The 25,132-nt window shown below is 66.7% G+C and carries 20 protein-coding genes and 1 tRNA gene; 18 read left to right on the forward strand and 3 right to left on the reverse strand.

The window, feature by feature from the left end:
- The first annotated feature begins 14 nt into the window (after positions 1 to 14).
- The 5 genes from V5F53_RS02440 (at position 15) to V5F53_RS02460 (ending at position 6,227) form a co-directional block, all read left to right on the forward strand.
- A complete protein-coding gene (locus V5F53_RS02440) occupies positions 15 to 650 on the forward strand; it encodes an ATP-dependent Clp protease proteolytic subunit (protein ID WP_393996881.1) in 636 nt (211 codons plus the stop codon).
- Between the two features lie 440 nt (positions 651 to 1,090).
- Complete coding sequence (gene clpX / locus V5F53_RS02445) at positions 1,091 to 2,359, forward strand: ATP-dependent Clp protease ATP-binding subunit ClpX (RefSeq protein ID WP_393996882.1); 1,269 nt, start codon at positions 1,091 to 1,093, stop codon at positions 2,357 to 2,359.
- 292 nt (positions 2,360 to 2,651) lie between these two features.
- Entirely contained in the window at positions 2,652 to 5,069 is a 2,418-nt protein-coding gene (lon, locus tag V5F53_RS02450; protein WP_393996883.1) for an endopeptidase La, read from the forward strand.
- A gap of 291 nt (positions 5,070 to 5,360) precedes the next feature.
- Positions 5,361 to 5,639 carry an HU family DNA-binding protein gene (locus V5F53_RS02455; RefSeq protein WP_393996884.1) on the forward strand — a complete coding sequence of 93 codons (279 nt, stop codon included), beginning with the start codon at positions 5,361 to 5,363 and terminating at the stop codon, positions 5,637 to 5,639.
- 512 nt (positions 5,640 to 6,151) lie between these two features.
- A tRNA-Val gene (locus tag V5F53_RS02460) sits at positions 6,152 to 6,227 on the forward strand.
- Between the two features lie 327 nt (positions 6,228 to 6,554).
- On the opposite strand, the gene V5F53_RS02465 is transcribed toward V5F53_RS02460, so the two are convergent.
- Both V5F53_RS02465 and V5F53_RS02470 read right to left on the reverse strand, forming a co-directional pair.
- Positions 6,555 to 7,562 carry a serine hydrolase gene (locus V5F53_RS02465; RefSeq protein WP_393996885.1) on the reverse strand — a complete coding sequence of 336 codons (1,008 nt, stop codon included), beginning with the start codon at positions 7,560 to 7,562 and terminating at the stop codon, positions 6,555 to 6,557.
- Between the two features lie 386 nt (positions 7,563 to 7,948).
- Positions 7,949 to 8,134: a hypothetical protein gene (locus V5F53_RS02470; protein ID WP_393996886.1), complete on the reverse strand. Its 186-nt coding sequence runs from the start codon at positions 8,132 to 8,134 to the stop codon at positions 7,949 to 7,951.
- Positions 8,135 to 8,558: 424 nt separating this feature from the next.
- On the opposite strand from V5F53_RS02470, the gene V5F53_RS02475 reads away from it, so the two are divergent.
- Entirely contained in the window at positions 8,559 to 8,819 is a 261-nt protein-coding gene (locus V5F53_RS02475; RefSeq protein WP_393996887.1) for a hypothetical protein, read from the forward strand.
- 294 nt (positions 8,820 to 9,113) lie between these two features.
- On the opposite strand, the gene V5F53_RS02480 is transcribed toward V5F53_RS02475, so the two are convergent.
- Entirely contained in the window at positions 9,114 to 9,791 is a 678-nt protein-coding gene (locus V5F53_RS02480) for a S24 family peptidase (RefSeq protein WP_393996888.1), read from the reverse strand.
- Positions 9,792 to 11,486: 1,695 nt separating this feature from the next.
- Between V5F53_RS02480 and V5F53_RS02485 the strand changes: the two genes are divergently transcribed.
- The 12 genes from V5F53_RS02485 to V5F53_RS02540 all read left to right on the forward strand — a co-directional run bounded on the left by V5F53_RS02485 (position 11,487) and on the right by V5F53_RS02540 (position 25,125).
- On the forward strand, positions 11,487 to 11,705 hold the full coding sequence (locus V5F53_RS02485; protein ID WP_393996889.1) for a hypothetical protein: 219 nt from the start codon (positions 11,487 to 11,489) through the stop codon (positions 11,703 to 11,705).
- A gap of 133 nt (positions 11,706 to 11,838) precedes the next feature.
- On the forward strand, positions 11,839 to 12,675 hold the full coding sequence (locus V5F53_RS02490) for a YdaU family protein (protein ID WP_393996890.1): 837 nt from the start codon (positions 11,839 to 11,841) through the stop codon (positions 12,673 to 12,675).
- A complete protein-coding gene (locus V5F53_RS02495) occupies positions 12,608 to 13,114 on the forward strand; it encodes a hypothetical protein (RefSeq protein ID WP_393996891.1) in 507 nt (168 codons plus the stop codon). Before V5F53_RS02490 ends, V5F53_RS02495 begins: the two co-directional genes overlap by 68 nt.
- A gap of 352 nt (positions 13,115 to 13,466) precedes the next feature.
- Positions 13,467 to 13,910 carry a hypothetical protein gene (locus tag V5F53_RS02500; RefSeq protein ID WP_393996892.1) on the forward strand — a complete coding sequence of 148 codons (444 nt, stop codon included), beginning with the start codon at positions 13,467 to 13,469 and terminating at the stop codon, positions 13,908 to 13,910.
- Between the two features lie 891 nt (positions 13,911 to 14,801).
- Complete coding sequence (locus V5F53_RS02505) at positions 14,802 to 15,287, forward strand: hypothetical protein (protein ID WP_393996893.1); 486 nt, start codon at positions 14,802 to 14,804, stop codon at positions 15,285 to 15,287.
- Between the two features lie 21 nt (positions 15,288 to 15,308).
- Entirely contained in the window at positions 15,309 to 15,695 is a 387-nt protein-coding gene (locus tag V5F53_RS02510; protein WP_393996894.1) for a hypothetical protein, read from the forward strand.
- Positions 15,696 to 15,829: 134 nt separating this feature from the next.
- Positions 15,830 to 16,048 carry a phage tail assembly chaperone gene (locus tag V5F53_RS02515; RefSeq protein WP_509213005.1) on the forward strand — a complete coding sequence of 73 codons (219 nt, stop codon included), beginning with the start codon at positions 15,830 to 15,832 and terminating at the stop codon, positions 16,046 to 16,048.
- 385 nt (positions 16,049 to 16,433) lie between these two features.
- On the forward strand, positions 16,434 to 19,241 hold the full coding sequence (locus V5F53_RS02520) for a glycoside hydrolase family protein (protein ID WP_393996896.1): 2,808 nt from the start codon (positions 16,434 to 16,436) through the stop codon (positions 19,239 to 19,241).
- Positions 19,238 to 19,678, forward strand: coding sequence for a hypothetical protein (locus V5F53_RS02525; protein ID WP_393996897.1), 441 nt, complete (start codon positions 19,238 to 19,240; stop codon positions 19,676 to 19,678). Before V5F53_RS02520 ends, V5F53_RS02525 begins: the two co-directional genes overlap by 4 nt.
- Before the next feature lie 10 nt (positions 19,679 to 19,688).
- Entirely contained in the window at positions 19,689 to 20,201 is a 513-nt protein-coding gene (locus V5F53_RS02530) for a hypothetical protein (RefSeq protein ID WP_393996898.1), read from the forward strand.
- Positions 20,202 to 20,263: 62 nt separating this feature from the next.
- Positions 20,264 to 20,590, forward strand: a complete 327-nt coding sequence (locus V5F53_RS02535; RefSeq protein WP_509212843.1) for an NlpC/P60 family protein — start codon at positions 20,264 to 20,266, stop codon at positions 20,588 to 20,590.
- The gene (locus V5F53_RS02540; RefSeq protein WP_393996900.1) at positions 20,587 to 25,125 is read left to right on the forward strand and encodes a phage tail protein; all 4,539 of its coding nucleotides are present in this window, start codon (positions 20,587 to 20,589) and stop codon (positions 25,123 to 25,125) included. The genes V5F53_RS02535 and V5F53_RS02540 overlap by 4 nt, the downstream gene beginning before the upstream one ends.
- Positions 25,126 to 25,132 lie beyond the last annotated feature (7 nt).

The following is a 25,132-nucleotide window of genomic DNA, read 5'->3' on the forward strand; positions in this document are numbered from 1 at the left end:
CCCGAGGACAAGATATGCGTGATCCTATTGATACTTATATGAATTACCTGGTGCCCATGGTGGTTGAGCAGACCAACCGTGGCGAGCGGGCCTACGACATTTATTCGCGTCTCCTGAAGGAGCGCATCATCTTCCTCACCGGTCCGGTGGAAGACGGCATGTCGACGCTGGCGGTGGCGCAGCTGCTGTTCCTGGAGGCCGACAATCCGAAGAAGGAAATCTCGATGTACATCAACTCCCCCGGGGGAGTGGTGACGTCGGGTCTCGCCATCTACGACACCATGCAGTTCATCAAGCCGGCGGTGTCCACCCTGTGCATCGGCCAGGCGGCCTCCATGGGCTCGCTGCTGCTGACCGCCGGCGAGAAGGAGCTGCGGTTCGCGCTGCCAAACGCGCGAATCATGGTTCACCAGCCGTCGGGCGGCTTCCAGGGCCAGGTGACCGACATCATGCTGCACGCTCAGGAAATCCTGAACCTGAAGAAGCGGCTCAATGAAATCTATGTGAAGCACACCGGGCAGCCGCTGAGCGCCATCGAGGACGCCCTGGAGCGCGACAACTTCATGACGGCGGAAGCCGCCAAGGACTTCGGGCTCATCGATTCCGTGATCGAGAAGCGCCCCACCGAGGAAGCGCCCAAGGCCTCCTGAGAGGTGTTGGGCGAGGGGTGAGGGGAGGTCGCGGCCACCCCGGGGGAGATAATCTCTCTTTGTGCCCCTTGCGTGCGGTGCGAGATCGCGCTTGCATGTCGTTAAGCCGGCATCGGATGCCGCGTGTCGGCCCTCGCCCTCGGTGGCGGGGGTCGTTGCGTTTCAGGGTTCCCGTCATCGACGGACGGGAGCGGCGCTGACGAGACCGGGCGACGACGCGATCTGGCGCGCGGCCGTGGTCTGCTTTAACCAGCACCCATGATGCCGCTGGGGAATTGACCTCAATCGCCTTGATCGCGCCGCCGGAGGGTGATTGGCTGACCATCGGCCAAAAACCAAATCGGGGTTGGCGAGCTTTTTGCTTGGTCCAACTCCCCACTGGTGATCTGTACGACACAGGCGCGCTTTGTGTCCGTATCGATAGATCGTAGGAGACGAAGATGAGCAAGACCGGCGGCAGCGACAGCAAGAACACGCTTTATTGCTCGTTCTGCGGCAAAAGCCAGCATGAGGTCAGGAAGCTCATCGCCGGACCGACCGTGTTCATCTGCGACGAGTGTGTCGAGCTGTGCATGGACATCATCCGGGAAGAGTCCAAGTCCTCTCTGGTGAAGTCGCGGGATGGCATCCCGACCCCGAAGGAAATCCGCAAGGTCCTCGATGACTATGTCATCGGCCAGGACCACGCGAAGAAGGTCCTCTCGGTGGCGGTGCATAACCACTACAAGCGCCTCAATCACGCCAGCAAGCATGGCGACGTGGAACTGGCCAAGTCGAACATCCTGCTCATCGGCCCCACCGGCTCGGGCAAGACGCTGCTGGCGCAGACCCTGGCGCGCATCCTCGACGTGCCCTTCACCATGGCCGACGCGACCACCCTCACGGAGGCGGGCTACGTGGGCGAGGACGTGGAGAACATCATCCTCAAGCTGCTCCAGGCGGCGGATTATAATGTCGAGCGAGCGCAGCGGGGCATCGTCTACATCGACGAGATCGACAAGATCAGTCGCAAATCCGACAATCCCTCCATCACCCGCGACGTGTCGGGAGAGGGCGTGCAGCAGGCGCTGCTGAAGATCATGGAAGGGACGGTGGCTTCCGTTCCGCCGCAGGGCGGGCGCAAGCATCCCCAGCAGGAGTTCCTGCAGGTGGACACCACCAACATCCTCTTCATCTGCGGCGGTGCCTTCGCCGGGCTCGACAAGATCATCTCGTCGCGGTCGAAGGGCTCGACCTCGATCGGCTTCTCCGCGAAGGTCGCCCCGCCGGAAGATCGCCGTCCCGGTGAACTGTTCCGGGAGGTGGAGCCGGAGGATCTGCTGAAGTATGGCCTCATTCCCGAGTTCATCGGCCGTCTGCCGGTTCTGGCGACGCTCGGCGACCTGGATGAGGAGGCGCTCAAGAAGATCCTCGCGGAACCGAAGAACGCGCTGGTGAAACAGTACCAGCGCCTGTTCGAGATGGAGAATGTGGACCTCACCATCCACGAGGAGGCTCTCGGCGCCATCGCTCGCAAGGCGATCGAGCGCAAGACCGGCGCCCGTGGCCTGCGCTCGATCATGGAGGGCATTCTGCTCGACACCATGTTCGACCTGCCGGGTCTGGAAGGTGTCGAGGAAGTGGTGATTTCCCGCGAGGTGGTCGAGCAGAACGCGCGCCCCCTCTACATTTACGCCGACCGCGTCTCCGACGCGGGCGCCAGTGCCTGAGGGCGCTTTTCCGACACTTCTCCCTCGCGCCGCGCGCGCGGGGGACCCCAGGTTTTTTGACAGATCGGACGTTTGTCGCTCATCCCGTGTCGTTCTTCGCGGGTGCTCGCGCCGGCTCTTGAAACGGGCTGGCGGCGTATCCATGTTCTTAATCGAAGATCCGGTCTCCGTGCTCGGACCTCATGCCTTCCGCGGCATCCGCCGCTTCAGCATTGAAAAGCCGTTCCGGTCAGCCGGCCGCGTGCACGCGCGGCAGCGCCTTCGCGCGTGCACCACTTGAAAGGATTGGGTCATGACGAGCCAGAAGCCGCGCCCCCCGCTCGTTGCCGGTGTGTCGCAAACCTACCCGGTGCTCCCGCTTCGGGACATTGTGGTTTTCCCTCATATGATTGTTCCCCTGTTCGTGGGGCGCGAGAAGTCTATCCGCGCCCTCGAGGAGGTGATGCGCGGCGATACTTATATCCTGCTCGCAACTCAGGAGAATGCGTCCGACGACGATCCGGCGCCCGATGCCATCTACAGTGTCGGCACGCTGGCGACGGTGCTGCAGCTGCTCAAGCTCCCCGACGGCACGGTGAAGGTGCTGGTGGAAGGCGTCAGCCGGGCCCAGGTGTCGCGCTATACGGATCGCACCGACCTCTATGAGGCCGAGGCCATGATGCTGGACGATGACGCCGGTGATCTGGTCGAGGCGGAGGCGCTCGCGCGATCGGTGGTCACCGAGTTCGAGAATTATGTGAAGCTCAACAAGAAGGTGTCGCCGGAAGTGGTGGGCGTGGTCGGCCAGATCGACGACCACTCCAAGCTGGCCGACACCATCGCCTCGCACCTTGCGGTGAAGATTCCGGAGAAGCAGGCGGTGCTGGAGACCGTGAAGGTTTCCGACCGGCTGGAGAAGGTGCTCGGCCTCATGGAGAGTGAGATCTCCGTGCTGCAGGTGGAAAAGCGCATCCGCTCCCGCGTGAAGCGGCAGATGGAGAAGACCCAGCGCGAGTACTACCTCAACGAGCAGATGAAGGCGATCCAGAAGGAGCTGGGCGACGAGGACGGCAAGGACGAGCTGCAGGAGCTGGAAGATCGCATCAAGCGGACCAAGCTCACCAAGGAAGCCCGTGAAAAGGCCACCCACGAGCTGAAGAAGCTGCGGCAGATGTCGCCCATGTCGGCGGAAGCCACGGTGGTGCGCAACTATCTCGACTGGCTGCTGTCCATTCCGTGGAGCGTCAAGAGCAAGATCAAGAAGGATCTGAACTACGCCCAGGAGATCCTGGACGCCGAGCACTACGGGCTTGAGAAGGTCAAGGAACGCATCGTCGAGTATCTCGCGGTGCAGAGCCGCGCGAACAAGCTCACGGGGCCGATCCTGTGCCTTGTCGGTCCGCCTGGCGTCGGCAAGACCTCGCTCGGCAAGTCGCTGGCCAAGGCGACCGGACGTGAGTTCGTGCGTGTCGCCCTCGGCGGCGTGCGCGACGAGGCGGAGATCCGTGGCCACCGGCGGACCTATATCGGCTCCATGCCGGGCAAGATCATCCAGTCCATGCGGAAGGCGAAGAAGTCGAACCCGCTGTTCCTGCTGGATGAGATCGACAAGATGGGCGCCGACTTCCGTGGCGATCCGTCGTCGGCCCTGCTTGAAGTGCTCGACCCGGAGCAGAACAAGACCTTCGCGGACCACTATCTGGAGGTCGATTATGACCTTTCGAACGTGATGTTCGTGACCACGGCGAATACGCTGAACATCCCGCCGGCCCTGCTGGACCGCATGGAGGTGATCCGCATCGCCGGCTACACCGAGGATGAGAAGGCGGAGATCGCACGTAAGCACCTGATCCCCAACGCCTTGCAGAAGCATGGCCTGTCGGCGAAGGAATGGACCATCGACGACGCGTCGCTGCAGACCCTGGTCCGGCGCTACACCCGCGAGGCGGGCGTGCGCAACCTGGAGCGCGAAATCTCCACCCTCGCCCGCAAGGCGGTGAAGGAGCTGATGCTGTCCAAGAAGAAGTCGGTGAAGGTGACGGTCAAGAACCTTGAGGATTTCCTCGGGGCGCCGCGCTATCGCTACGGGGAAATGGAATCCGAGGACCAGGTGGGTGTCGTCACTGGCCTGGCCTGGACCGAGGTGGGCGGAGAGCTGCTGACCATCGAGGGCCTGATGATGCCCGGCAAGGGCAAGATGACGGTCACCGGCAACCTCAAGGACGTGATGAAGGAGAGCATCTCCGCGGCGGCCTCCTACGTGCGGTCGCGGGCGGTGGACTTCGGCATCGAGCCGCCGCTGTTCGAGCGCCGGGACATCCACGTGCACGTTCCCGAGGGGGCGACCCCGAAGGATGGCCCCTCGGCGGGTGTGGCCATGGCCACCGCCATCGTCTCGGTGATGACTGGCATCCCGGTGCGCCGCGATGTGGCCATGACGGGTGAAATCACCCTGCGTGGCCGGGTGCTGCCCATCGGCGGCCTCAAGGAGAAGCTCCTGGCCGCTCTGCGCGGCGGCATCAAGAAGGTGCTGATCCCGGAGGAGAACGCCAAGGATTTGGCGGACCTGCCGGCCAACGTGAAGAATGCGCTGGAGATCGTGCCGGTGTCGCGGATGGATGAGGTTCTTGCCAATGCGCTGGTGCGCCGGCCCGAGCCCATCATCTGGGAGGAGAAGCCGGTCAACGCTCCGGTCGGAGGCGAGGACGCCTCCGGAGTGGTGGCGCATTGAGGCCCCGCCGCCGGGCGGAAAGGCTCCGCCCGGCGGCGGGGGCGCTCCGTCGGGCCCGCTTCGGGCGTTCGAAGCCGTCGTTCGTTATATCAATGGGTTAGAAGCTTAGGCCGGGCGGTCCGAATTTCGGGCCGCCCGGCTTTCTTTCGCGGTTGCAACGGCGGAAATCGTGCATTGGCGCGGGTTTGTAGCGGATGATGCTTGCAAAAGCCGCATTTTCCGTGATTCTCCGGCCGATCGTCGGGGCCTGCCCTCCACGATTCGCGTTTTGACAACGGAAGGAATGGTCAGATGACCACCAAGAACGAACTGATCGCCGCGGTGGCTGAGGAGGCCAAGCTGACGAAGACGGCGGCTGCTGCGGCCGTGGAGGCGACCTTCGACATCATCACCAAGGCGCTTCAGCAGGGTGAGGAAGTCAAGCTGATCGGTTTTGGCAGCTTCTCGGTGGTGACCCGCGCCGCGCGCGAGGGCCGCAACCCGCGCACCGGCAAGCCGGTGAAGATCAGCGCGTCCAAGGCGCCGAAGTTCACCCCCGGCAAGGGGCTGAAGGAAGCTGTCAACGAGTGATTCCGGACCCGTCGGACCGCGCTCCGCGCGATGTTCGATGTCGTCACCGTGCCGATGGCGAATGCCGGCCTGCCATGAGGCAGGGGGCAGGGCGGAACGGGCCTGGCACGGGGATGACGGGGCGCAGCCGCTTCTGAGCGCGTCCATCGCGCGCCAGTGCTGAGCGCGCCTCCTCCCGGCGGCTCCGACCAGGGCCGCCAGCGCCCGCGCGCCACGTGCGGGCGCTGTCATGCGCACGAATCTTGCCCGGAGAGGATGTCGCAAGGCTTCCGGTCGACCCGTTTTGGGCGATCAGGCGCCACCGTGGGCGTTGCCACGCGTGGGTGTTGGGCCGGGATGGCGGCCGGATGGCGCGGGCGCCGTTTTGGGCGATGCGCGGCGATGGTGTGACGCCCATGGTCGGGATGCCGGTCCACGTCCCGTTTTCAGGATGCCGTTTCCACCGCGAGCATCCCGCGGAACTCTTGCCGCTGAGGGCGGGAGGTGGTTTAAGGTGCCGGTCGCGCAGGGTGGGGCGGTTAGCTCAGTTGGTAGAGCATCTCGTTTACACCGAGAGGGTCGGCGGTTCGAGCCCGTCACCGCCCACCATATTTCTCAATGACTTGTGAGTTCTGTTCATGCGCACGGGGACAGTTATAGGGACAGATTAGAGCGCCACGACATTGCCCCGTGGCCTCCCGAGCTTGGCCTTGCCTGTGGCGGGCGCTTCTCCCCGTTCCGATGAGGGATTCAGCAGTCGGGGGGATGTTTCTTTAACTGGATACGACGCTCGTCGACTTGCGATTCGCGTGGGAGCGCCGGGCTCGTCGGCGTTCGATCTCGGCTCGCTGCGGGTGCCGGCCGTCGGTGCGGATTGCCGCGCCAGGGATGGCGCGGCGATGGGTGATGTCGCGCCGATGCGGCAAGGCGAATGCGTCACCCGAAGGTCTGGGCAACCTGGGCGAGGACGGACTGGATGGTGGCGGCGAACCGGTCGCGGACTGCGGGAATGGTGCTCGGGGCGCCGTTCCAGTTGATGCAGAACGCGAAGGTGACGGGGGTGGCGGCCGCCACCTGCATCTGGCCCGGCAGGCAGAAGCAGTTGAAATTGTTCCATTCAATGCTGCCGCCCTTGCCATAGGCAGCGGTGTTCTGGGGCACCACCTTCCACAGCGCGTCGCCCATGGAGGAGATGCGGCGGAACTCGGTCTGCATCTCCGGTGTGCGCAGGAAGGCTCCGCCGAGGAGACGTTCGTAATATTGAACGAAGTCGGCCGCCGAGGCTTTCATGCTCTCGCGCGTGTTCATCGCCGGGCGCACGGGCCCGAATAACTGGCCCTTGGCGATCCGTTGCGCCCCCTCCCAACCGACATCGACGCCGTATGGCGCGCCGGCGAGATAGGAAATGAGCCGGCGGGTAGAGGCGGGAACCTGTACCGACGTGAGCCCGGCGCTGGCGATGAAGGCGCGCACGCGCTCGATGCCCACCTGGCTGATGGCGATGTCGGTGGCGGTATTATCGGAGTGGGAGATCATCGCCTCGAGCACGGACGTGCCGGGGGTCTTGCCGGTCAGTTCGAGAAACACCGAGCTGTCGAGGGTGCGGACGGCGTCGTTGACCGCGAGCTGCTGGCTTTCGTTCAGGCGGCCGTCCTCAACGTCCTTCAGGAACCGTGTGAGGATGAAGGTCTTGACGGCGCTGCCGACGAACATCTGCGTGGTGGCGTTGCGGCTCGTTTCCCAGGCTTGGCGGCCGGGCTTGCCCACGCGGATCATGTAGGCCACGGTGCCTGGAAGCTTGTCGAAGCCCTGTAACGCCTGCGTGATCGCCCGGCGGTCCGTGGCGGCGATGGCTTCGGTGCTGAGCGCGGTCGGCGCCATGAGAGCCGCCGCCGCAGCCCCGCCCCAGCCGAGAAACGCCCGGCGATCGATCCCCATGGCCATCGGGCCCCTCCGTCTGGTTTTGATATCCAAATTGCACCATGCACCGGCGCTGAGCGGCTCGGTTTCCGTTCGGTGTCCTGGAGCCAGGCTCGCGCCAAGAGCGGTGGATCGCCCTATATTACCTGCGGCCTATATTACCTGTGGCCCATATGACCTGCGTCCCACGGCGGCGTCGTTCGCAGGACGGGGAGACGTCTGATACTAGGCTGGGTCCAAATCGGACACGCGGGCCACGGGGCCTCCCGGATGCGAGGAGCGACGGCGGCCATTTTGGCCAGCGGCGGGCGTACGTCAATACTCCGCTCCGGCTCATCGCGGCCGGTCGGCGCGGCATCGAAGGGGGCGCTCCATTTCGCGCGGTCGCGCAAGCTCATCTTGCGTCCCATTCATAATGCCCGAATCAGCGTCCCTTGCCGGCTGCCGCAGGTCCTCGTCAGCTTGCCGGCGTTTTCTTCGACGCTTCGGTCGATACCAATCGTGGCATTCTCAATCGCGCCGAACAGGACGGCCTCAAGAAGGCGGAAGGCAAAGGGCGGGGCAGATCTTCGGTGCTGAAATTGCGGAAGCTCCATGTGGCGCTTCGCTCGGCCGCTGCGGTCATTTCACTTTCGGCATCCACAGGAAACCGACTGCGGAGTGTCGCACGGCGTTCTGCTGTTCCGCAGTCCGGTCGTGTTCCATCACCGTCTCGATCTGGCGGACGGCGGGCGTGTCCGCCGCTTGGGCGCGAGAGTGGCCAGGGGCGCCCGTTGCGCGCGGGTCAGTCGATCTCTTCGGAGCCGTCTTAATCTGAGGGAGGATCGGCGCCCGCCCCCTCCCGGAGGTCCAGGCCGTGTCGCTGTCCGACGTGGAAAAGGAGAGTTGGATATTTCCAATTATAGATCGGAATTTTGAGGGTTCGGTACCTCGGGGTCGGCTTGCGTGTTCTTGAAGTGTTCTCAATTCCGAGTCAGTGTGCCACAACTCCAAGTGAGGGCGCAGACGTCAGGGGGATCGATGGTGAAGAAGACGTTCTACGTGGTGCAGCCATATGTGGTGGGCCGGCGCGGCGCGTTGACGGCGGGGCCGGCGCGGGAGGCACGAAGCGCGGCGGAGGCGGAGCGAATCGCTCAGCGCCTGGCGAGCGTGGGAAGTGGTGCCATCGCGTTCTCGCGGGAGGTGGACCCGGATTCGGACGATGCGGAGGCGCCAGTGCTCATCGCAAGCTATGGGCAGGTGCCGGATGAGGTGCGGGATGGGGGGATGGAGGCGGGCTAAGGTCGGCGCGCGATAAGGTCGGCGCGCGATAAGCTCTCGCGGCGCACGCCGATTGGCATTTCGACGCTGACGGGAAACGCCCTGGGGTGGCAGTGCCGATCCCAGGTGCCCTGCTGCTGCGTCTCATGGGCTTGATCAAAGGAAGAGCATGTGGAGAGGGCTCCGGCAGATGATGCAAGTCCGATCCGAAGTGGCAGGCCATAAGGGGCGTGCAAATTGACGGAATGAGACTGGTTACGCAGGGCTGATGGGTTCACGTCCCGCTGATCTCGGGCCTCGGCGGCTGTCCGCGGCTCACCGTCTGTCGTATTTTCCCACCACTCGGTGGCAGGTCGGCCAGTCGCCCCGCAACTCGGTCCAGGCTTTGGGTGGGTTGTATTGCTCCAGGCGCCACTCCAGTTCGGTCCAGGTCACCAAATGCTTGATGATGGCTTCTGCGTCGCCGTTCGGCGGATGGTCGTAGAGCACCACGTCTCTGCCGGCGGCGGGGCCGAGGCCGGGATGGATCAGCGCCATGTCTCCATGGCGATAGGCGGGGGACATGGAGTCGCCGTACACCAGAAGTCCATAGGAGCCGGGCACCCCTTCCAGGATCGCCGGACGCTTGACCCATTCGATGGCGTCGAATGTCACGATCAGGTGGCCGGAGCCGCCGGCCGCCGCGGCGTAAATCGGGAAGTCCTTGTTTCCGACCAGCTCCGCGCCGGAAACGATCTCGGGCCTGAAGCTGCCGACTGTCGGGTGGCGCTGCCGGGCGATCTCGTCGCCCTGCTGTCGCGCCGTGAGCGCCTCCAGGCTGAGGTCGAGCGCAGCCGCCATCTTGGCCAAGTTATCGCCGCGTACCGACCGCTTTTTCCCTATCAGGATATCGTTGACGAAGTTGCGCTCAAGCCCCCCGATCCGAGCGGCCTCGAACGGGTTGCGGTTGAGTTCGGCGAGGCGCGCCTCGATCACATCCTTCAACGTCGGCATGCGGATTTATCCGACGAATGGCCGGCGGCAATCCAGACGGAAGTTTCCGATTGACGGTCGGGGAAAAATCCGACTAATCTCCAACTTATGGAGACTGAACTTCGTCAACACCTGCGTGCCTGCGCTGTGGCTTATGCCGACGCGAGGGGCGTTGAAGTTTCCACGGTCGGACAGCGCGCCGCAGGGAATTGGCGCTTCTTTGCCGGAATGGCCGAAGGAGAGAGTTTCACGGTGCGCACGTACGACTGTGTGCTGGAGTGGTTCGCTTTCGATTGGCTCGACGATGTGCCCTGGCCCGACGGTGTGCGCCGCCCTGTCCCTGCCTGGCAAGGAAAGGTGGCATGATGGACGGGGCAACCATGGCAACCATGGCAACCGCGGCGGCCTGCCGGGGGCTGGCTCGGGTCGCGCCCGTCTTCGCCGCCGGGGCGTGTGCTGCGCGGCCGTGCGGCCTTACGTCCGGCACCTTCGCGGAGGCGGGGCGGTGGATTGGAGTTCCGCCGCGCCGCGCGTGCCCCTCGCGGTCCTTCACAGTCTGCGATGGCGCCAATCGCGAAGAGGCGATCGCGGTTGCCTGTTCCACAATCGTGGCCGGGCGGAGGCGCGGCATGAACCCGGGTCGCGCCTTGGCGGATCCAGGCGGCAGCGCCAGCTCCCGAGCCGATCTTGCGCGCCCTCTGGTCGAGCCGAGGCTTGGACATGACGGCGCATGGCGGCGGCCCTCCGCAACATGGCAACCTGGGATTGTCTGGCGCCTCGTGGCGCCGCTGCTCCCGGCGCATTGCAGGCTCTGGATTCCTGATCGCCCCGCGGTCGGCAGAGACGCGCACGCCGATGTCGGATTGGCTGACAGGCCGATGACGCTGGCCTGACCGCGCGGCTTCGGTCGCATCCCTCACCATCCGCCGATCACCGGCATTTCGCCGGGCGCCGACGTGCGCCCGAACCCCGGAGGCTTGCCATGTTCGCCGATCTTCCGCAGCCCATGTCTGGAGGCCGCAGTGGGCTTCGACAGGAAACATATCGCATCCTTTATTTGGCGCTTCCGGCACCTTGAACAAGAAGAAAAGGGTGGCGAGGATGCTCTGAGGGCCATGCGCGGGGGCGCGAGCCGATGGCTTCAATCCGAAGACTTCGCGCTCGATCCTGAAGACCCGCAAGACAAGCCTGCGAGTGCCGCTGACCCCACGCCATGGCCGCGCTTCGACGCCGGGCCTTGGGCCTCGTTTCGTAAGAGGGGTCGAGGCTGTGCCGGCCCGTAGTCGGGGAAGCCTTCCTGGCTGGGCAGCCCCCACGGCGGCGCGGGGCGCCATGAGCGGCACGGCCTCGTTTCTTCCGAGCCGGCGCGCGGGCGCCGCCGCGCGTGATCAACGGCCTGCCGGCCGCTCGATGCGATGGCCAGCCTCTCCGGTCGGCGCGTCAGCCTCCGGTTCGCGACGGTTCGGCGTCGCGCGCAACGGATGCAGCCCACGTCGACCCGTGGGCTCATGGCCACGCCGATGGCGTGGCGCGAGCGCCAGGAGTTCCCGCCAGGGCCTCCCGGTCAGCTCGATCACGCGCAGGCCACGGGCGGGACGATGCCGGCAAGGCCGCGGCCGTGGCCGTCGCCATGCCCGTGGGTTTTCCCGCCGGTGACAACCAGCCCGATGGCCGCGTGCCTTTGCATCGGGCCTTTGAAACAAAGGGAGCCACCCAATGGCCCGCCATCCCATCCTTGAAGATCATCTCGCCTTGCACCGCGAAGCCTCCGCCGTGGCCATGAACATCCTGCACCGCCAGGCTCTCCGTTCACTGCTGACGCCTCCGATCATCACTTATGCGCACCCGGTGTCCCAGTTCGGGGCGCCCATCAAGATTCTGGATGCGCAGACGCGTGCGCTCATTGATGCAGCAATCGAGGCGCGCCGGTCATGATCCGCACTTTGGCGCGCACGCGGTGGCACAGCGGTCCGCGCCGCTCGTCTTGCTTCCTTGGCCAAATTGACCCGCGCGCCGACGAAGAGACCGGCCGGGGCATGCGCGTGGCCTGCGAAACGGGGGAGCGGGTATGAGCGGGCACCCTTGGTACAAGCGCTATGGCGCCGACTTCGTGCACGGCTGCCTTGGGCTGAGTCTCGAAGAGAAGGGAGCCTACAGCCTCTGCCTGGATCTGATCTACGACCATGGCGGTCCGATCCCCGACGACGGGAGGTGGCTCTCCGGTGTGTGCGGCGTCTCGCTGCGCAAGTGGAGTGCCCTGCGGGGCCGTTTGATCGAGGCCGGGAAGCTCGTGGCCGCGGATGGGCGGTTAACCAATCGCAGGGCTGAGAGAGAGATCGAAAACGCCGCGAAAGCCGCCCGGAAACACGCCGAAAACGGCGCGCAGGGCGGTCGAAAGCGCGCCGATAATGAAGTCGAGCGATGCAAAGGCAAGACGTTAGGCGAAGCCAGCCTGAGGCATCGCGAGCGGAACCAGAAGCCAGAACCCAGAAGCCAGAGTTCCGATGCTGACGCATCGGGCGCCACGCCGGCGCCGGCGGAGCCCGTATATGCCGATGCCCGCCACGCGCTCTACGGCGAGGGCAAGCCCATTCTGCTGAGCCTTGGCGTCGCCGAGAAGCAGTGCGGAGCGATGATCACCCGCTGGCTCCGGGACACCGCCGACGATTGCGGCGGCGTGCTGGATGCGATCCGCCGGGCGCGGGACAAGCGGGTGCTGGACCCCATCTCCTGGATCACCCGCGCCCTGCCGACGAGGACCCGCAATGACCGCCCTGACCGTCCCCACGCCGACCGTCGCTCTCCTGTGCCCAGCACGTTCAACACCGCCCTGGCTGATGCGGTCGCTCGACGCGCTGGGCGCGGGCATCCGCCCGACGATCCCGGAAGCGCAGGCTTTGACTGATCACCGTCGCGAAGTGGTGACGCAAACGCGGGCGCGGCTGACGAAGCATCTGGCGCCAGCGGAGGCCGCCGAAATCGCGAAGTGCGTGGCCGTGCTTCAGGCGCAGTTTCCCGGGCGGGAGACCGATGCCGCCAGCGCCGCGGCACGGGCCGAGGGCTACCTGCTGGCTCTGGAGGGCGTGCCGCTGTTCGCCCTGCGCGAGGCGGTGCGGCTCGTCCTGAGCGGGAAGGCGGAGGGCTTCAGCTCGAAGTGGATGCCCACCTCTGCGCAACTCCGGGAACTGGCCGACAGGCTCGCGCTGCCGGCGCGCTGGCACGCGGTGCAACTGCGCCGGCTGCTGGAGGCCGAGGTGGAACGCGAGATCAGCGCGCAGGAGCGGTCCCGCGTCGCGGCCCGGTTCCGGCACATCCTGTCGCTGGCCGAGGAGGCCGGCCCATGACCGGCGGCATCGCGCCGCCCATGGGCAGGCCGATGGATCGCGCTGGACCGAGCCCCTGCGCGATGACGGTGGAACCCAGGGGCACGCCGGGTGATCTGCGATCCCGCGTGCTCATCGCGAAAAGGCGTGGCGATGCGGGAGCTGCGGATCGCGTCCGGGCTGCTGCGTGTCTGGTCGAGGAAGCCCTCAGCCGCGGGCGTGAGGGGTGTTGCATGGGTCTGATGATGCGGGAGGCAGTTTGATGGGGAACAGGAAGCGGAGCGGCAGGCCGTCGAAGGCTGTGGCACGGTACCCGAGCGGGCAGCCCATCCATTCAGCGCGCACGCCACGCGGCGAGACGGAGGGACAGATCATGGCCACCGCATTGGCCTATCGGCAGAAGCTCGTGCCGGTGAAGGACGCCCGGCAGCCGGAGGCCGGGTATGAGCTTGGGCGCATGTACCTCGCCGGCAAGGTCACGGCGCAGGAGCACCGTGCCGGCTTCGAGTTGATGAAGCTGGTGCGCGACTACCGGATTTCTCATGGCTATCCGAGCCCGTTCCCGCGGAGCCTGGACATCGGCGAGGTCCACGGGCTTTCGCTGTCGGCGGAGCCGGACGCCGCCAGGATCCGTCGCACGGCGAACGAATACATGCGCGCGCAGACGGCGCTTGCCGATGCCGGGCGCGCCGCGATGACCGAGGTGCGAGAGGTGTGCATCTTCGATCAGACGGTGCGGAGTGTGGAAGACCTGCGTCTGGGATTGCAGGCTCTTGCGCGCTTGCGACAGATTCCACTTGACACCCAGGCGAGATAGGGCTATAGAAAAGCATAGTCGGAGCGGTGTGCGAGAAATTCGCCCGCTCCGATTTCATTTCAAGCCGACGCGCTGTGATGTGGGACCGTCCTGGGGCCTGAGGCGCGCATGTGGCGGGCAAGTCCTTCAAAGGCAGGCCTCTGGCCTGTGCCGGCCGAGAAATCGGCGCCGGTGATCTCTGAGCAAAACGGATACTGAAGCTGAAGCACGGAGCTCGTGTCCGTGCAGCGGGCGCGCATGTCGCGCGGCACGGGACAGCAACAGGCTCGGGGACGTCGAGCATGGGCGGACGAGATTCGTGCTGGCCCCGATGTTCCGTGCGTCCGTCTCCGAATTCGACGCATGCTTCTGTCGGGGGAGGGGCGGCGGCGCAGGGATTGGCGACCAACGCCGGGGCGCCACGGTTCCGATCCTGTTCCGTCGTCCGCTTGTGCGGCGTCGCGTGCGGCGAAATGAGGGACGGAACCCGACCACGCTGCCGCCGCGCGGGTGTTCCGGTCCACCCGCCACAGGTTCTTTGCGGTTTCTGCTGTCTCCCGCGTTCTCCCCATCGCCGGGCCTGGAGGGGGGGGCACGCCGCCGGATCGTTGCCGGCGGCGTGACCCCCTCCGGCACGACATCTACGGCCGGGGGGTGAGCGGCGAGAGCCGCTCTGGCCGAGCGTCTCGGATCGAGGCCGGAGCCTGCGCCGGCTCCGCCTGGCAAGGCCCGTGCGTCTTGCCTGGAGGTATCTGGCTCCGTGGCCTCTCATTTCGACCGGCTCCACCCGATGTGCGGCCCCGGGTTTCACACCCTCCACGACCACTCCACCGTCGCGATGTTCATCCAGACGGCCAGTTCCTGCGCACCCCCGCCATGATTCGTTGACGGGGTATTTACCAAGGAGCACCCATGTCCAAGATCACGAATGCTGGAAGCAAGTATTATGTCTGCGCCGCGCCGCAGATCGCGCCCGTCGCCCAGGCGGCGCTCGCGGCGCTGACCTATGTCGAGATCGGGTTCGTCGGCAATCGCGGCGACATCGGCGCCGACGACAACATCGTGAACTACAGCACCATGGGCGAAACCGTGGTGAGCAAGGCCAAGGGCCAGAAGGACGCAGGGTCCTTCGAGATCGAGTGCGCCTTCGAGGCCGCCGACCCCGGCCAGATCATCATGCGCACGGCCTGCGCCAACAAGAGCAAGTACGCCGTCAAGATCGAGTATGACGACGCCCCGACCTCGGGTGCCTCGCCGAAGAAGACCGTCAAGTATGTGCTCGCTCTGATCGGCGGTCCGACCCACTCCGGCGGTGGCGTGGATGACTTCGTGGTGGAAAGTTATTCGGTCAATGTGACTGACCAGGATGTCATCACCGTCCCGGCCTCCGCGTCCTGATCCATTCTCTGGAGCGAATATATGGACATTCTTTCCATCAAGCCCAACACCATCTCGCTCGACCTCAAGCACCCCGGCACCGGTGCGCCGCTGGGCGTGACCCTGGAGCTGGTCTCCATGGACAGCGACGAGGTCAAGGCGGTGACCCGGCAGATTGCCAACGCCAATCTGCGCGCCAAGCAGGCGGTCCAGACCGCCGAGAAGGCGGAGGGCCATGTGGTCGCGATCCTGTCGGCCGCCATCGTCGGCTGGACGTGGTCGGCCGCGGCGACCCTCGACGGCGAGGCCAAGCCGGCGCTGAACGCGGAGAACAAGCGCAAGCTGCTCTCTGTTCCGTCCATCTCCAAGCAGGTGGACCAGGCATTGGGCAATGAAGCCGATTTTTTCGCGATCTCGGCGAGCGCCTAGCCGAGCACATCCGGACAACCGTCCTTTGGGGCACGAAGGACGACAAAGGTGAGACGCGGGCAGACCGCGCCCGCCGCTACGGACAGGGAAACACCATCCCCCAGATCGAGCCGCCCGAGGGTGCCGAGCATCTCATCGGGTGGTTCTGGGGCCTTTCGGCCTCCCGGCCATCGGGCATGACCGGCCCGCTGCCTGTGCCGTGGAGCGAGCTGCAGGCGTGGCTCTCACTTTCGGGCGAGCACGCCTCGCGCGCGGACGTCGCCCTCCTGAGGCAGATGGATGCGGCGTTCCTGTCCGGGCTCGATGACTGGCGCGCCTGGCACGAAACCCTGACCAAGAACAAGGGGAAGTGAAGGCCGGTCCCGCGTTGCCGGTCAGCGCGGGCATCGGCTGATGGTGCCGGCTGACTCATCCACATGCACGAGAACGCGGGACGGGGACTGCGCCACGGCCAGGCCCCGCCCCGTGTCGACCATCCCAACCCTCGCGCCAGCGGGGATGAGCGCTGACGTGCTCCCGTGAATTCCGGACACGGACAAGGTGGCTCTCCGGTGAGGCGAACCCTTCCGGCCGCCCCCCGTGATCCTCCCGGCCCGCTGTCAAAGGCACGGCGAAGGGCTGCGCGTCACAAGCTGTCGAAAGCTCACTGGCCCTGAAGCCCGCGTCGGCGCCGGGGGGAAGCGGGAGCGCTCGCGTGATGCCGCCCCCTCTCCGGGTGGCTTTTCGATTGGAGCCCACATGACTGCGATAGAGTCGAGTCTCAGCTTCAGCTTCGACAGGTCCAGCCTGAAGGCGGCGACATCGGGGCTCAATGAGCTGACCCGCGTGTTGAAACGTGCGGACCTTGCCGCTGCTGGCTTCAGTTCCGGTGCCACCAACGCGGCGAAGTCGCTCGGGTCGTGGACCAATCAAAGTAAAAAGCTCAGCGGTGCCATGGGGCAGCAGGCATCGGCGGCGGGAATGGCCGCCGCCGCCGCCAGCCAGAACATGAGCGGAAGCGCCGGGATTGCGACAAGCGGCCATGGTCTCCAGAAGGTGAAGAACCCCCCTGAGGACAAGGCTCGGGAGCGTCGGGGCGCGATCCTCGGCCAGATCGGGGCTGTGGACGCCGAGATCGCGGGCCTTGGAAAGACGGCGGCGGAGGCGGAGCTTCTGCGCCTCAATCAAATAACCTACCAGGACCTGCGCCGCGAGGCGGATGAGAATGGGCGCCCGGACATCGACCAGGCGCAATACAGGGACCTCCAGGCGGAGAACGCCAAGCTGGCCTTGCGCAAACAAACGCTCAGCCAGCGAAAGGCGATGGGCGAGATGATGGGCGAGGCAAGCCAGTTCATCTCCAAGCAGCGCCTGGGTGCCCAGGTCCTCGGGATGTCGACGCAGGCCGCTGCCGCTCTTGGTCATGAATATAATTTCCTGAACAAGGCGCGCCAGGCCGGCATCGTCCTCTCGGACACTGAGCGTGCGGCACTCCACGAGACCGCCAATGCGATGGCTGCGGAGGAGGAGTCAACGCGCAAGGCGAAGGAGGCTTACGATGACGCGCGCTCTCAGACAAAAGGGTTCATCGTCGATACGGTGAAGGGCCTGCGGGAAGGAAAAAGCGCGACGGATGCTTTTATCGGCGCCATGAATAACCTTTCCGCCAAGATGGTGTCGAAGGTTGAGGATCGGTTCGCGGACAGCATCGTCAACTTGCTCTTCACCTCGAAGGGTGACGGCGAGGATTTCCTTGCGCGGACCTTCGGCGGCAAGGCGAACGCGGATACCGTCGCGCTCAACGGTGCCGTGGCTCACGTCAGCGGTGCTTCGGGAGGCCTGGGCCGGGCGCTTCCGGGCGGCGGGCCGGCGCATCCCTGGAGCGTCGCCGGCGCGGCTGACAGCGGCTGGAGCGCGGGCCTGTCCGACCGGCTGGTCAACGCAGTCAAGGGCTTTGAAGGTTTCACGCCGCAAGCCAAGTGGGACAATCGCCAATATTCCATCGGCTATGGAACGCGGAGCGTCGCGGGAGAGGTCATCACGCGTGACGTCGCGGATGCGCGGCTACGGGAAGAGCTGCAATCGGCCCAGGCTGCTGTCGACAAGTTCGCGAGGGACATCCCGGCGGGCATCAGAGATGCCCTGACCTCTTTGACCTACAATACTGGCCAGCGCTGGATGTCGTCCGGGCTGGGCGATGCCATTCGTGCCGGGGATTATGAGACCGCCAAGCAGCGCTTTCTGCAATACAATCGCGCGGGCGGGAAGGTGCTGCCGGGGTTGGTCGAGCGGCGCCAGATGGAGGCGTCGTGGTTCGACGCGGGTGCAGGTGGCGTTTCCGCTCCGCTGGGTGGCAAGAGTGCCGGGCTGAACGACGAATTCGCCGCGCGACTCCAGGCGTTCCAGACAGCCGCGCAAGCCGCCGGTTACGACATCTCGGTCTCGTCTGGCTATCGCTCCATCGCCGAGCAGCAGCGGCTTTGGGATGCCTCCGACAAGACCGGCCGCACCGTGGCCGCTCCCGGAAAGTCATACCACAATTACGGCTTGGCGGCAGACCTGAAATACGGGCCGGGAGCGCGTGACTGGGCGCAGCAGAACGCGAGCACCTACGGCCTCAGCTATCCGATGGGCTATGAGCCCTGGCATATCGAGCCGTCCGGTGTTCGCGGCGCCGGAAGCGCGGCCGCCGCATCCTTGCAATGGAATGCCGGTGGGGCGTGGCCGTCCGTCGCCGCGCCCGTCCCGGTGATGCCGGGGGCGCCGGGACAGCCGTCCGCCGTCACTGCCAGCGGCGTCTGGCCCTCTGCCGGCGCATTGTCCGCGGCCGGATCGTGCTGCACCCAGATGCAGGCGTCCGGGAGCAGCGCGGCCAGTGCTCTTGATCGCACCGCGGCGTCCGCCGACCGGGCGGGAACCAGCGCCGCGGGCCTCGGCGTGGGCACCCAGAATGCCGCGGATGCGGCGAATGGGTTCGCCGGCGGGCTTGGAGGAGCGCTCCAGCAGATCATGTCGGGTCTCGGCAATGTGCTCTCCGGGGTCATGAATGTCGCGGGCGGCCTGGTCAAGGACGGCGGCGACCTGCTGTCCGGCGTGCTCGGGGCCTTTACCGGGTGGGGTGTCCATGCCGCCACCGGCGGCCTGATCCGGGGGCCGGGCACGGCCACCTCGGACAGTGTCCCGGCCATGCTCTCGCGCGGCGAGTTCGTGGTCAATGCCGCGGCCGCCGGACGCTACGGCCCGCTGCTCCAGGCGATCAACGACAACAGCGTCTCCCGCCTGGCTGCGGCTGGCCGCGTCAGCCGACCGGCCGCGATCCGCATGGCCCAATACGATGGACGAACAATCATGACGCCAAATAGCAGCGGCAGCCCGCCTCCGGCGGCGCCGCAGATCGCGGTCCATAACTATGCCGGCGCCCAGGTGCGGGCGGAAACCGACCCGACCACCGGGCGGACCGACATCTACCTGGACCAGCAGGTGTCCAAGGTTCTCGGCAAGACCGGCTCGGCAAGCCAGCGGCAGCTGGCGCAAGCGGGGGCCAAGCGCCCGCCGGTGCGGCTATGAGCATCGCGATCTGGCCGCAGGACCTGCCGCAGCGCGTCCTTGCCGACGGCTACCAGGAGGGCGTGCGCGACGGCCGCCTGGTGCAGGCCATGGACAAGGGGCCGCCCAAGATGCGGCGCCGCACGTCCGCTGCCGTGAAGCCGGTGCAGGCGGCGATGGTGGTCGATTTCAACGGCCGCGCGCGGTTCGAGCGGTTTTGGGACGACGACACGGCGGGCGGCGTGCTGCCGTTCTATGTGCGCGACCAGGCGCTGGACAGCCTGGCCCTTGGAGTGAGCGCCGACGGGGAAGCCGCCGGTCCGCTGCTGACGGCCCATGGCGCGCCGGTCCTCATCGCCGCGAGCTGGCTGTGTCAGTTCGCGGAGGAGCCGCCGTCCGTCACCGCCATGGACGGGATTTGGTTCCGCATTTCCTTCGGACTGCTGGTGCTGCCATGAGGACACGGGCATGAGAACACTTTCGCTCACCATGCGCGAGGCGCTGACCGCGCAGGCGACCGACAAGGTGCCGGTCACGCTGGTGACCCTCACCCACCCCACCACGGCGGACGTGGTGCGGCTGTCGTCCGACCCGACGGTCAATCTGATGGACCTCGGGCTGTCGTCCGATCTGCGCTACGGCACGCTCAGCAATGGGGAGGTGTTCACCCATGTCCTGATGACGCGCGTCTGGCCCGACGACAAGGAGGGCGAAAACCCCTCCGGACAGATGACGTTCGACAATGTCGCGTCCGATTACGTCAAGGTCCTGCGCAGCTTCGTTGTGCCCGCCACCTGCAACATCCGCCTCGTGCTGTCGGATGCGCCGGATACCGTGGAGATGGAGTTCGACGCGATGGCGACCCTGTCCGCCACCGGCAACGCCAGCACCATCACCGTGGACATCTCCCGCGAGGATTACACCCACTGGCCCTGGCCGTGCCACCGCATGACCAAGGACCGTTTCCCCGGTCAGCACTGATGCACTGGTCGGCGGACTACGTCGGGCTGCCGTTCCTGGCGACGGGGCGGGACCGGGCCGGAGTGGACTGCTACGGGCTGGTCGCGCTGTGCTACCGCGAGGTGCGCGGCATCGTGCTGCCCAGCTACACCGGGCATTACACCTCCATTGACGAACGGGCCGAGATCGCCGCCGCCCTGAACGCGGGTAAGGCGGCGTGGACCCGCGTCGACGCGGCGCGCGAGTGGGACGTGGTCCTGTTCTCGGGTGCGGTGGGGGCCTGCCACGTGGGCCTGGTCGTGGCGCCAGGGCGGATGCTGCACACTTCCTCCGGCCATGACAGCCGGATCGAGCGCTACGAGGCGCCGCAATGGCGGCGCCGGCTGATGGGAGTTTATCGCCGGTCATGATCCGCGTCATCCTCATCCCCCACCTGGACCACTCCGGCCGGCGCGAGCACACGGTGTGCGCCGGGACCTCGGTTGCAGCCATCGTTGCTCTGGTAGCGCCGGTGGCGCCTCTCGATAACGTGCGCGTCGTACTGGTGGGCCCCGCGGGCGATCACGTCATCACCCCGGACATGTGGCGCGCGGTGCGCCCCAAGAGCGGCGCCGTGCTGGTGGTGCGCGTGGCGCCGGGCGACAGCGGAGCCCTGCGCTCGGCCCTCACGATCGGCGCAAGCATCGCCGCCATGACCATCGGCGGCCCGCTGTTCGCCGGCCTTGGCGCCTTCGCCCCCGTGGCCACCGCGGCCCTGGGCATGGGCCTGACGCTGCTCGTCAACTCCCTGGTGCCGGTCGAAACCCCCGCCAAGGCGAGCGGCAAGACGCCCCACACCATCACCGGGTTCCAGAACCAGCTCAGCAAGGACGGCGTGGTGCCGGCGGTGCTGGGCAAGGTGCGCTGGGCGCCGGTGTACGCGGCGGCGCCCTGGACCAAGGCCGACAGCCACAAGCGCTTCATCACGGCGGCCTTCCTGTGTGGCTACGGCCCCCTGCGCCTCAGCGATATCCGCATCGGCGACACGCCCATCGAGAAGTTCAAGGGCGTTGAAATCGAGGTGCTCGAAGGCTTTCCGACCGATGGAAAGATGAGCATCTACAACAAGCAGGTGGTGGAAAAGCAATTGTCCATCAACCTGACCTGGGTCGATGGCGAGGAAATGGGCCCGGAAAGCGAGTTCACCGCCATCGACGGGACAGAGTTTTCGTTTGACGTCTCCTTCCCTCAAGGCCTTTACGCCATGACGAAGGAGAAGAACCCCCGGCAGATCCAGATGGGGGTGGGTATCGAGATCGGCTGGCGTCCGGCCGAGTCCACCAGCGAAGCCGATTGGGTCATCAAGACCTATTCGTATTGGGCGAAGTCCATGCAGCCGGTGGTCTTCACCACCCGCATCACGCCCCGCGACAAGAATGGCGCGCGCCTGCCGCGCGGGCAGTACGAGGTGCGGTGGAAGCGCCTCACAGAGGATTGGGACGAGGTCAACGACATCGGCCCGTTCCAGGCCTGCTCGCGCTGCGACATCACGGCCTTGCGGACCTTCCGCCCGGAATATCCGATCAACTTCGGCAAGCCGCTCGCGCTCATCAACGTGCGCATCAAGGGCACCGGCCGGCTCAACGGGATGCTCGACACCCTCAATGTGCTGTGCAGCTCGATCCTGCCCGATTGGGACCGCGCCACCGGCACCTGGATCGCGCGGGAGACCAACAACCCGGCCTCGATCTTCCGCCACATCCTGACCGGGCCGCAGAACGCCTATCCCGTGCCGACGAGCGCCATGCGGGCGCTGGAAGAGTGGCATGAGTGGTGTGCGGCGAAGGGCCTCGAATACAACGCGGTCATCACCGACGAAGGCTCGGTGCTGGATCGCCTGAAGGAGGTGGCCGCCGCCGGCCGGGCGAGCCCGCAGGATCTCGGCGCCGAATGGACGGTGGTGATCGACCGCATTCTCGATACGGTGGCGGGCCACGTCACGCCCCGCAATTCCTGGGGCTTCGAGTGGACGCGCAACTACAGCCGCCTGCCCGACGCCTTCCGGGTGAAGTTCCTCGACCAGGCGAACAGCCATGAGGCGGCCGAGCGCATCGTGCCGCTGCCGCATTTCACCGGCGGCGAGCCGCAGATCGTCCAGGACCTGGAACTTCAGGGCTACACCGACGCCGCCAAGGTGTGGCGCGAGGCGCGCCGGCGCGGTTACGAGCTGCTGCACCGGCCCGACACCTACACCGCCTTCCAGGATTGGGAGCACCTGGCGGTCACGCGCGGCGACCTGGTGATGGTCTCCCACGACGTGCTGGACCGGGTGCAGCAGCAGGGCCGCGTGGTCGAGACGCTGACCCTGGGCGACAGCGTCATCGTGCGGCTGGATGAGCCGTGCGCCATGGAGGCGGGCACCGCCTACGTCGCCCGGTTTCGGCTGGCCGATGGATCCACCTTGCTGCGCACCGTGGCGACGGCGCCGGGGGAGACGGACATCCTGCGCCTCACCGGCACCGGCGGCGTGCCGCAGCCGGGCGACCTTTTCATCTTCGGCGTCGCGGGACGCGAGGCCCTTGAGTGCATCGTCAAGGGCGTGGAGATGCAGGAGGACCTCAGCGCCAAGCTGTACCTGATCGACCACGCGCCGCAGATCGAGACCCTCGCCGATGCCGAGGTGGCCCCCCCCTGGTCCGGCCGGGTGGGCGAGGAGACGGGCGCGAGCACCGTCGTTCCCGGCGCCCCGATCCTCTCGGTGGTGTCGGGCGACAATGGGGTGATCGTGGACGGCGAGACCGTCGCCGGCGCCGTGGTGGTGACGCTGCGGCCGGGCCTCGGCGCCGGCGAGGCCGCCACCTATGAGGTGTCGTATCGGGTGGCGGGCGAGGCCGCGTGGTCCCTGGTCACGGTGGACGCCAGCGCGGGGGCGGCGGTGCTCACCGGCATCGCGGTGGGCACGGCGCTGGAGATCCGCGCCCGCGCCCTCGACGAGGACGGCGATCCCGGCCCCTATTCCGCCCTCGTCACCCACGAGGTCGGCGCAGTGACGCCGCTGTCCGAGGACACGACGGTGGACGCGCCGGCGCTGGCGGCGGCGCTGGTGGCGCTGCGGCGGGAGGTGCGCTCGGCGCTCGATGAAAGCGCCCATGCGCTGGGCACCGCCATCGGCGAGGTGGCGGCCACGATCCCGGCCACGCTGCCCTGGGATGCGGTGACCGACAGGCCGGCCACCTATCCGCCCGCGCCCCACGGGCACGCCTGGAGCGAGATCGCCGACCCGCCGGCGACGTTCCCGCCGGCCGCCCACGGGCACGCCTGGAGCGCCATCGCCGGCACGCCGACGACGCTGGCGGGCTATGGGATCGCGGACGCGGTGCCGAGCACCCGCGCCGTTTCGACCGGCGCGGGGCTCACCGGCGGGGGGGCGCTCTCGGCGGATCGGACCCTGTCGCTCGCGACCAGCGGCGTCACGGCAGCCTCGTACGGCAGCGCCACCGGGGTGCCGGTGATCACGGTGGACGCGTATGGGCGGATCACCGCCGCCTCGGCCGTCACCGTGGCGCCTGCCTGGAGCAGCATCACCGGCCGGCCGACGACGCTCACCGGGTATGGGATCACGGACGCCCTGTCGGCCACCACACTGGCCGAGGCGCGGGCGGCGGACCGGGCGGCGGACCGGGCGGCGGTGCGCCGGGCGTTGGACGATCTCACCTATGCGCTGGGGACGGCCATCGGTGCACCCATGCAGGGCGATATCTACGATCCGTCGGGCTCCGGCAAGGTGCTGGCGGCGGTGACGGCGGACACGATCCCCTGGGCGGGCGTGACCGGCGTGCCCGCGCTCACAGCCGGGGCCGGCGTGAGTATCGGCGGGAGCCTGGCCGGCACGGCGGGCGTGACGCTGTCGCTGGCGACCAGCGGCGTCACCGCCGGCACCTATGGCAGCGCCACCGAGGCGCCGGTGATCAGCGTGGATGCCTATGGGCGGGTGACCGGCGCCGGGAAGGTCGCCACCGATGTGGTGAGCGGTACCGCCCTGGCGGCGGCGCGGGCCTCGGACCGGGCGGCGGTGCAGCGGGCGCTGGATGAGCTGCGTTATGCCGTTGGGACGGCGCTCGCCGATGCGGCCAGCATGCCGTGGACCGGCATCACCGGCACGCCGACCACCCTGGCGGGCTATGGGATCGCGGATGCGGTACCGAGCATCCGCGCCGTTTCGGCGGGCGCGGGGCTCACCGGCGGCGGCGCGCTCTCGGCGGATCGGACCCTGTCGCTGGCGACCAGCGGTGTCACGGCGGCGTCCTACGGCAGCTCCACCGGCGTTCCGGTGATCACCGTGGACGCTTACGGGCGGGTCACGTCCGCCTCGGCGGTCACCGTGGCGCCTGCCTGGAACAGCATCTGGGGCAAGCCGGAGACCTATCCGCCGAGCGCCCACACGCACACGGACATGGATAGCGGGCTCACCATCTCCGATAATGACGTGAATTTATGGGGTTCTAGATTGATCCTTCAAAAGGATTATGGCGGACCACTTCCTAAAGATGTGGGAATCGGAGCTTTATATTTCAACGTGCGCTCATATTCCGAGAGTCACGCGCCCAGCTTCGACATAGCGGCCGTGATTCGCGCTGTTTCATCCGCATCACACGCCCCCGTGTCCGGATATGGGTTTAATTTTCCAAGCCGGCTTGAGTTTTGGACCAGCACCGGGCCGACAAACGACATACCTGAGACCCTGCAATACACGATGGATGAGACCGGAGCCCTGATCCACAAGGGCGCGCGCACCCTCGTCACCAAGGACGGGCATCTTCAACTTCGCCCTTACACCGTTTCGACTTTGCCGCCCGCCACGCCGGCGGGGCAGCTGATCTACGTCTCCAACGGCACATCGAACAAGCGGCTTGCGATCTCGGACGGCGCCGCCTGGCGCTGGCCGGACGGTGCCGTCGTCTCCTGAGGTTGAA

Source organism: Xanthobacter cornucopiae (genome assembly GCF_043195065.2).
In the GTDB taxonomy this organism is placed as follows: Bacteria; Pseudomonadota; Alphaproteobacteria; order Rhizobiales; family Xanthobacteraceae; genus Xanthobacter.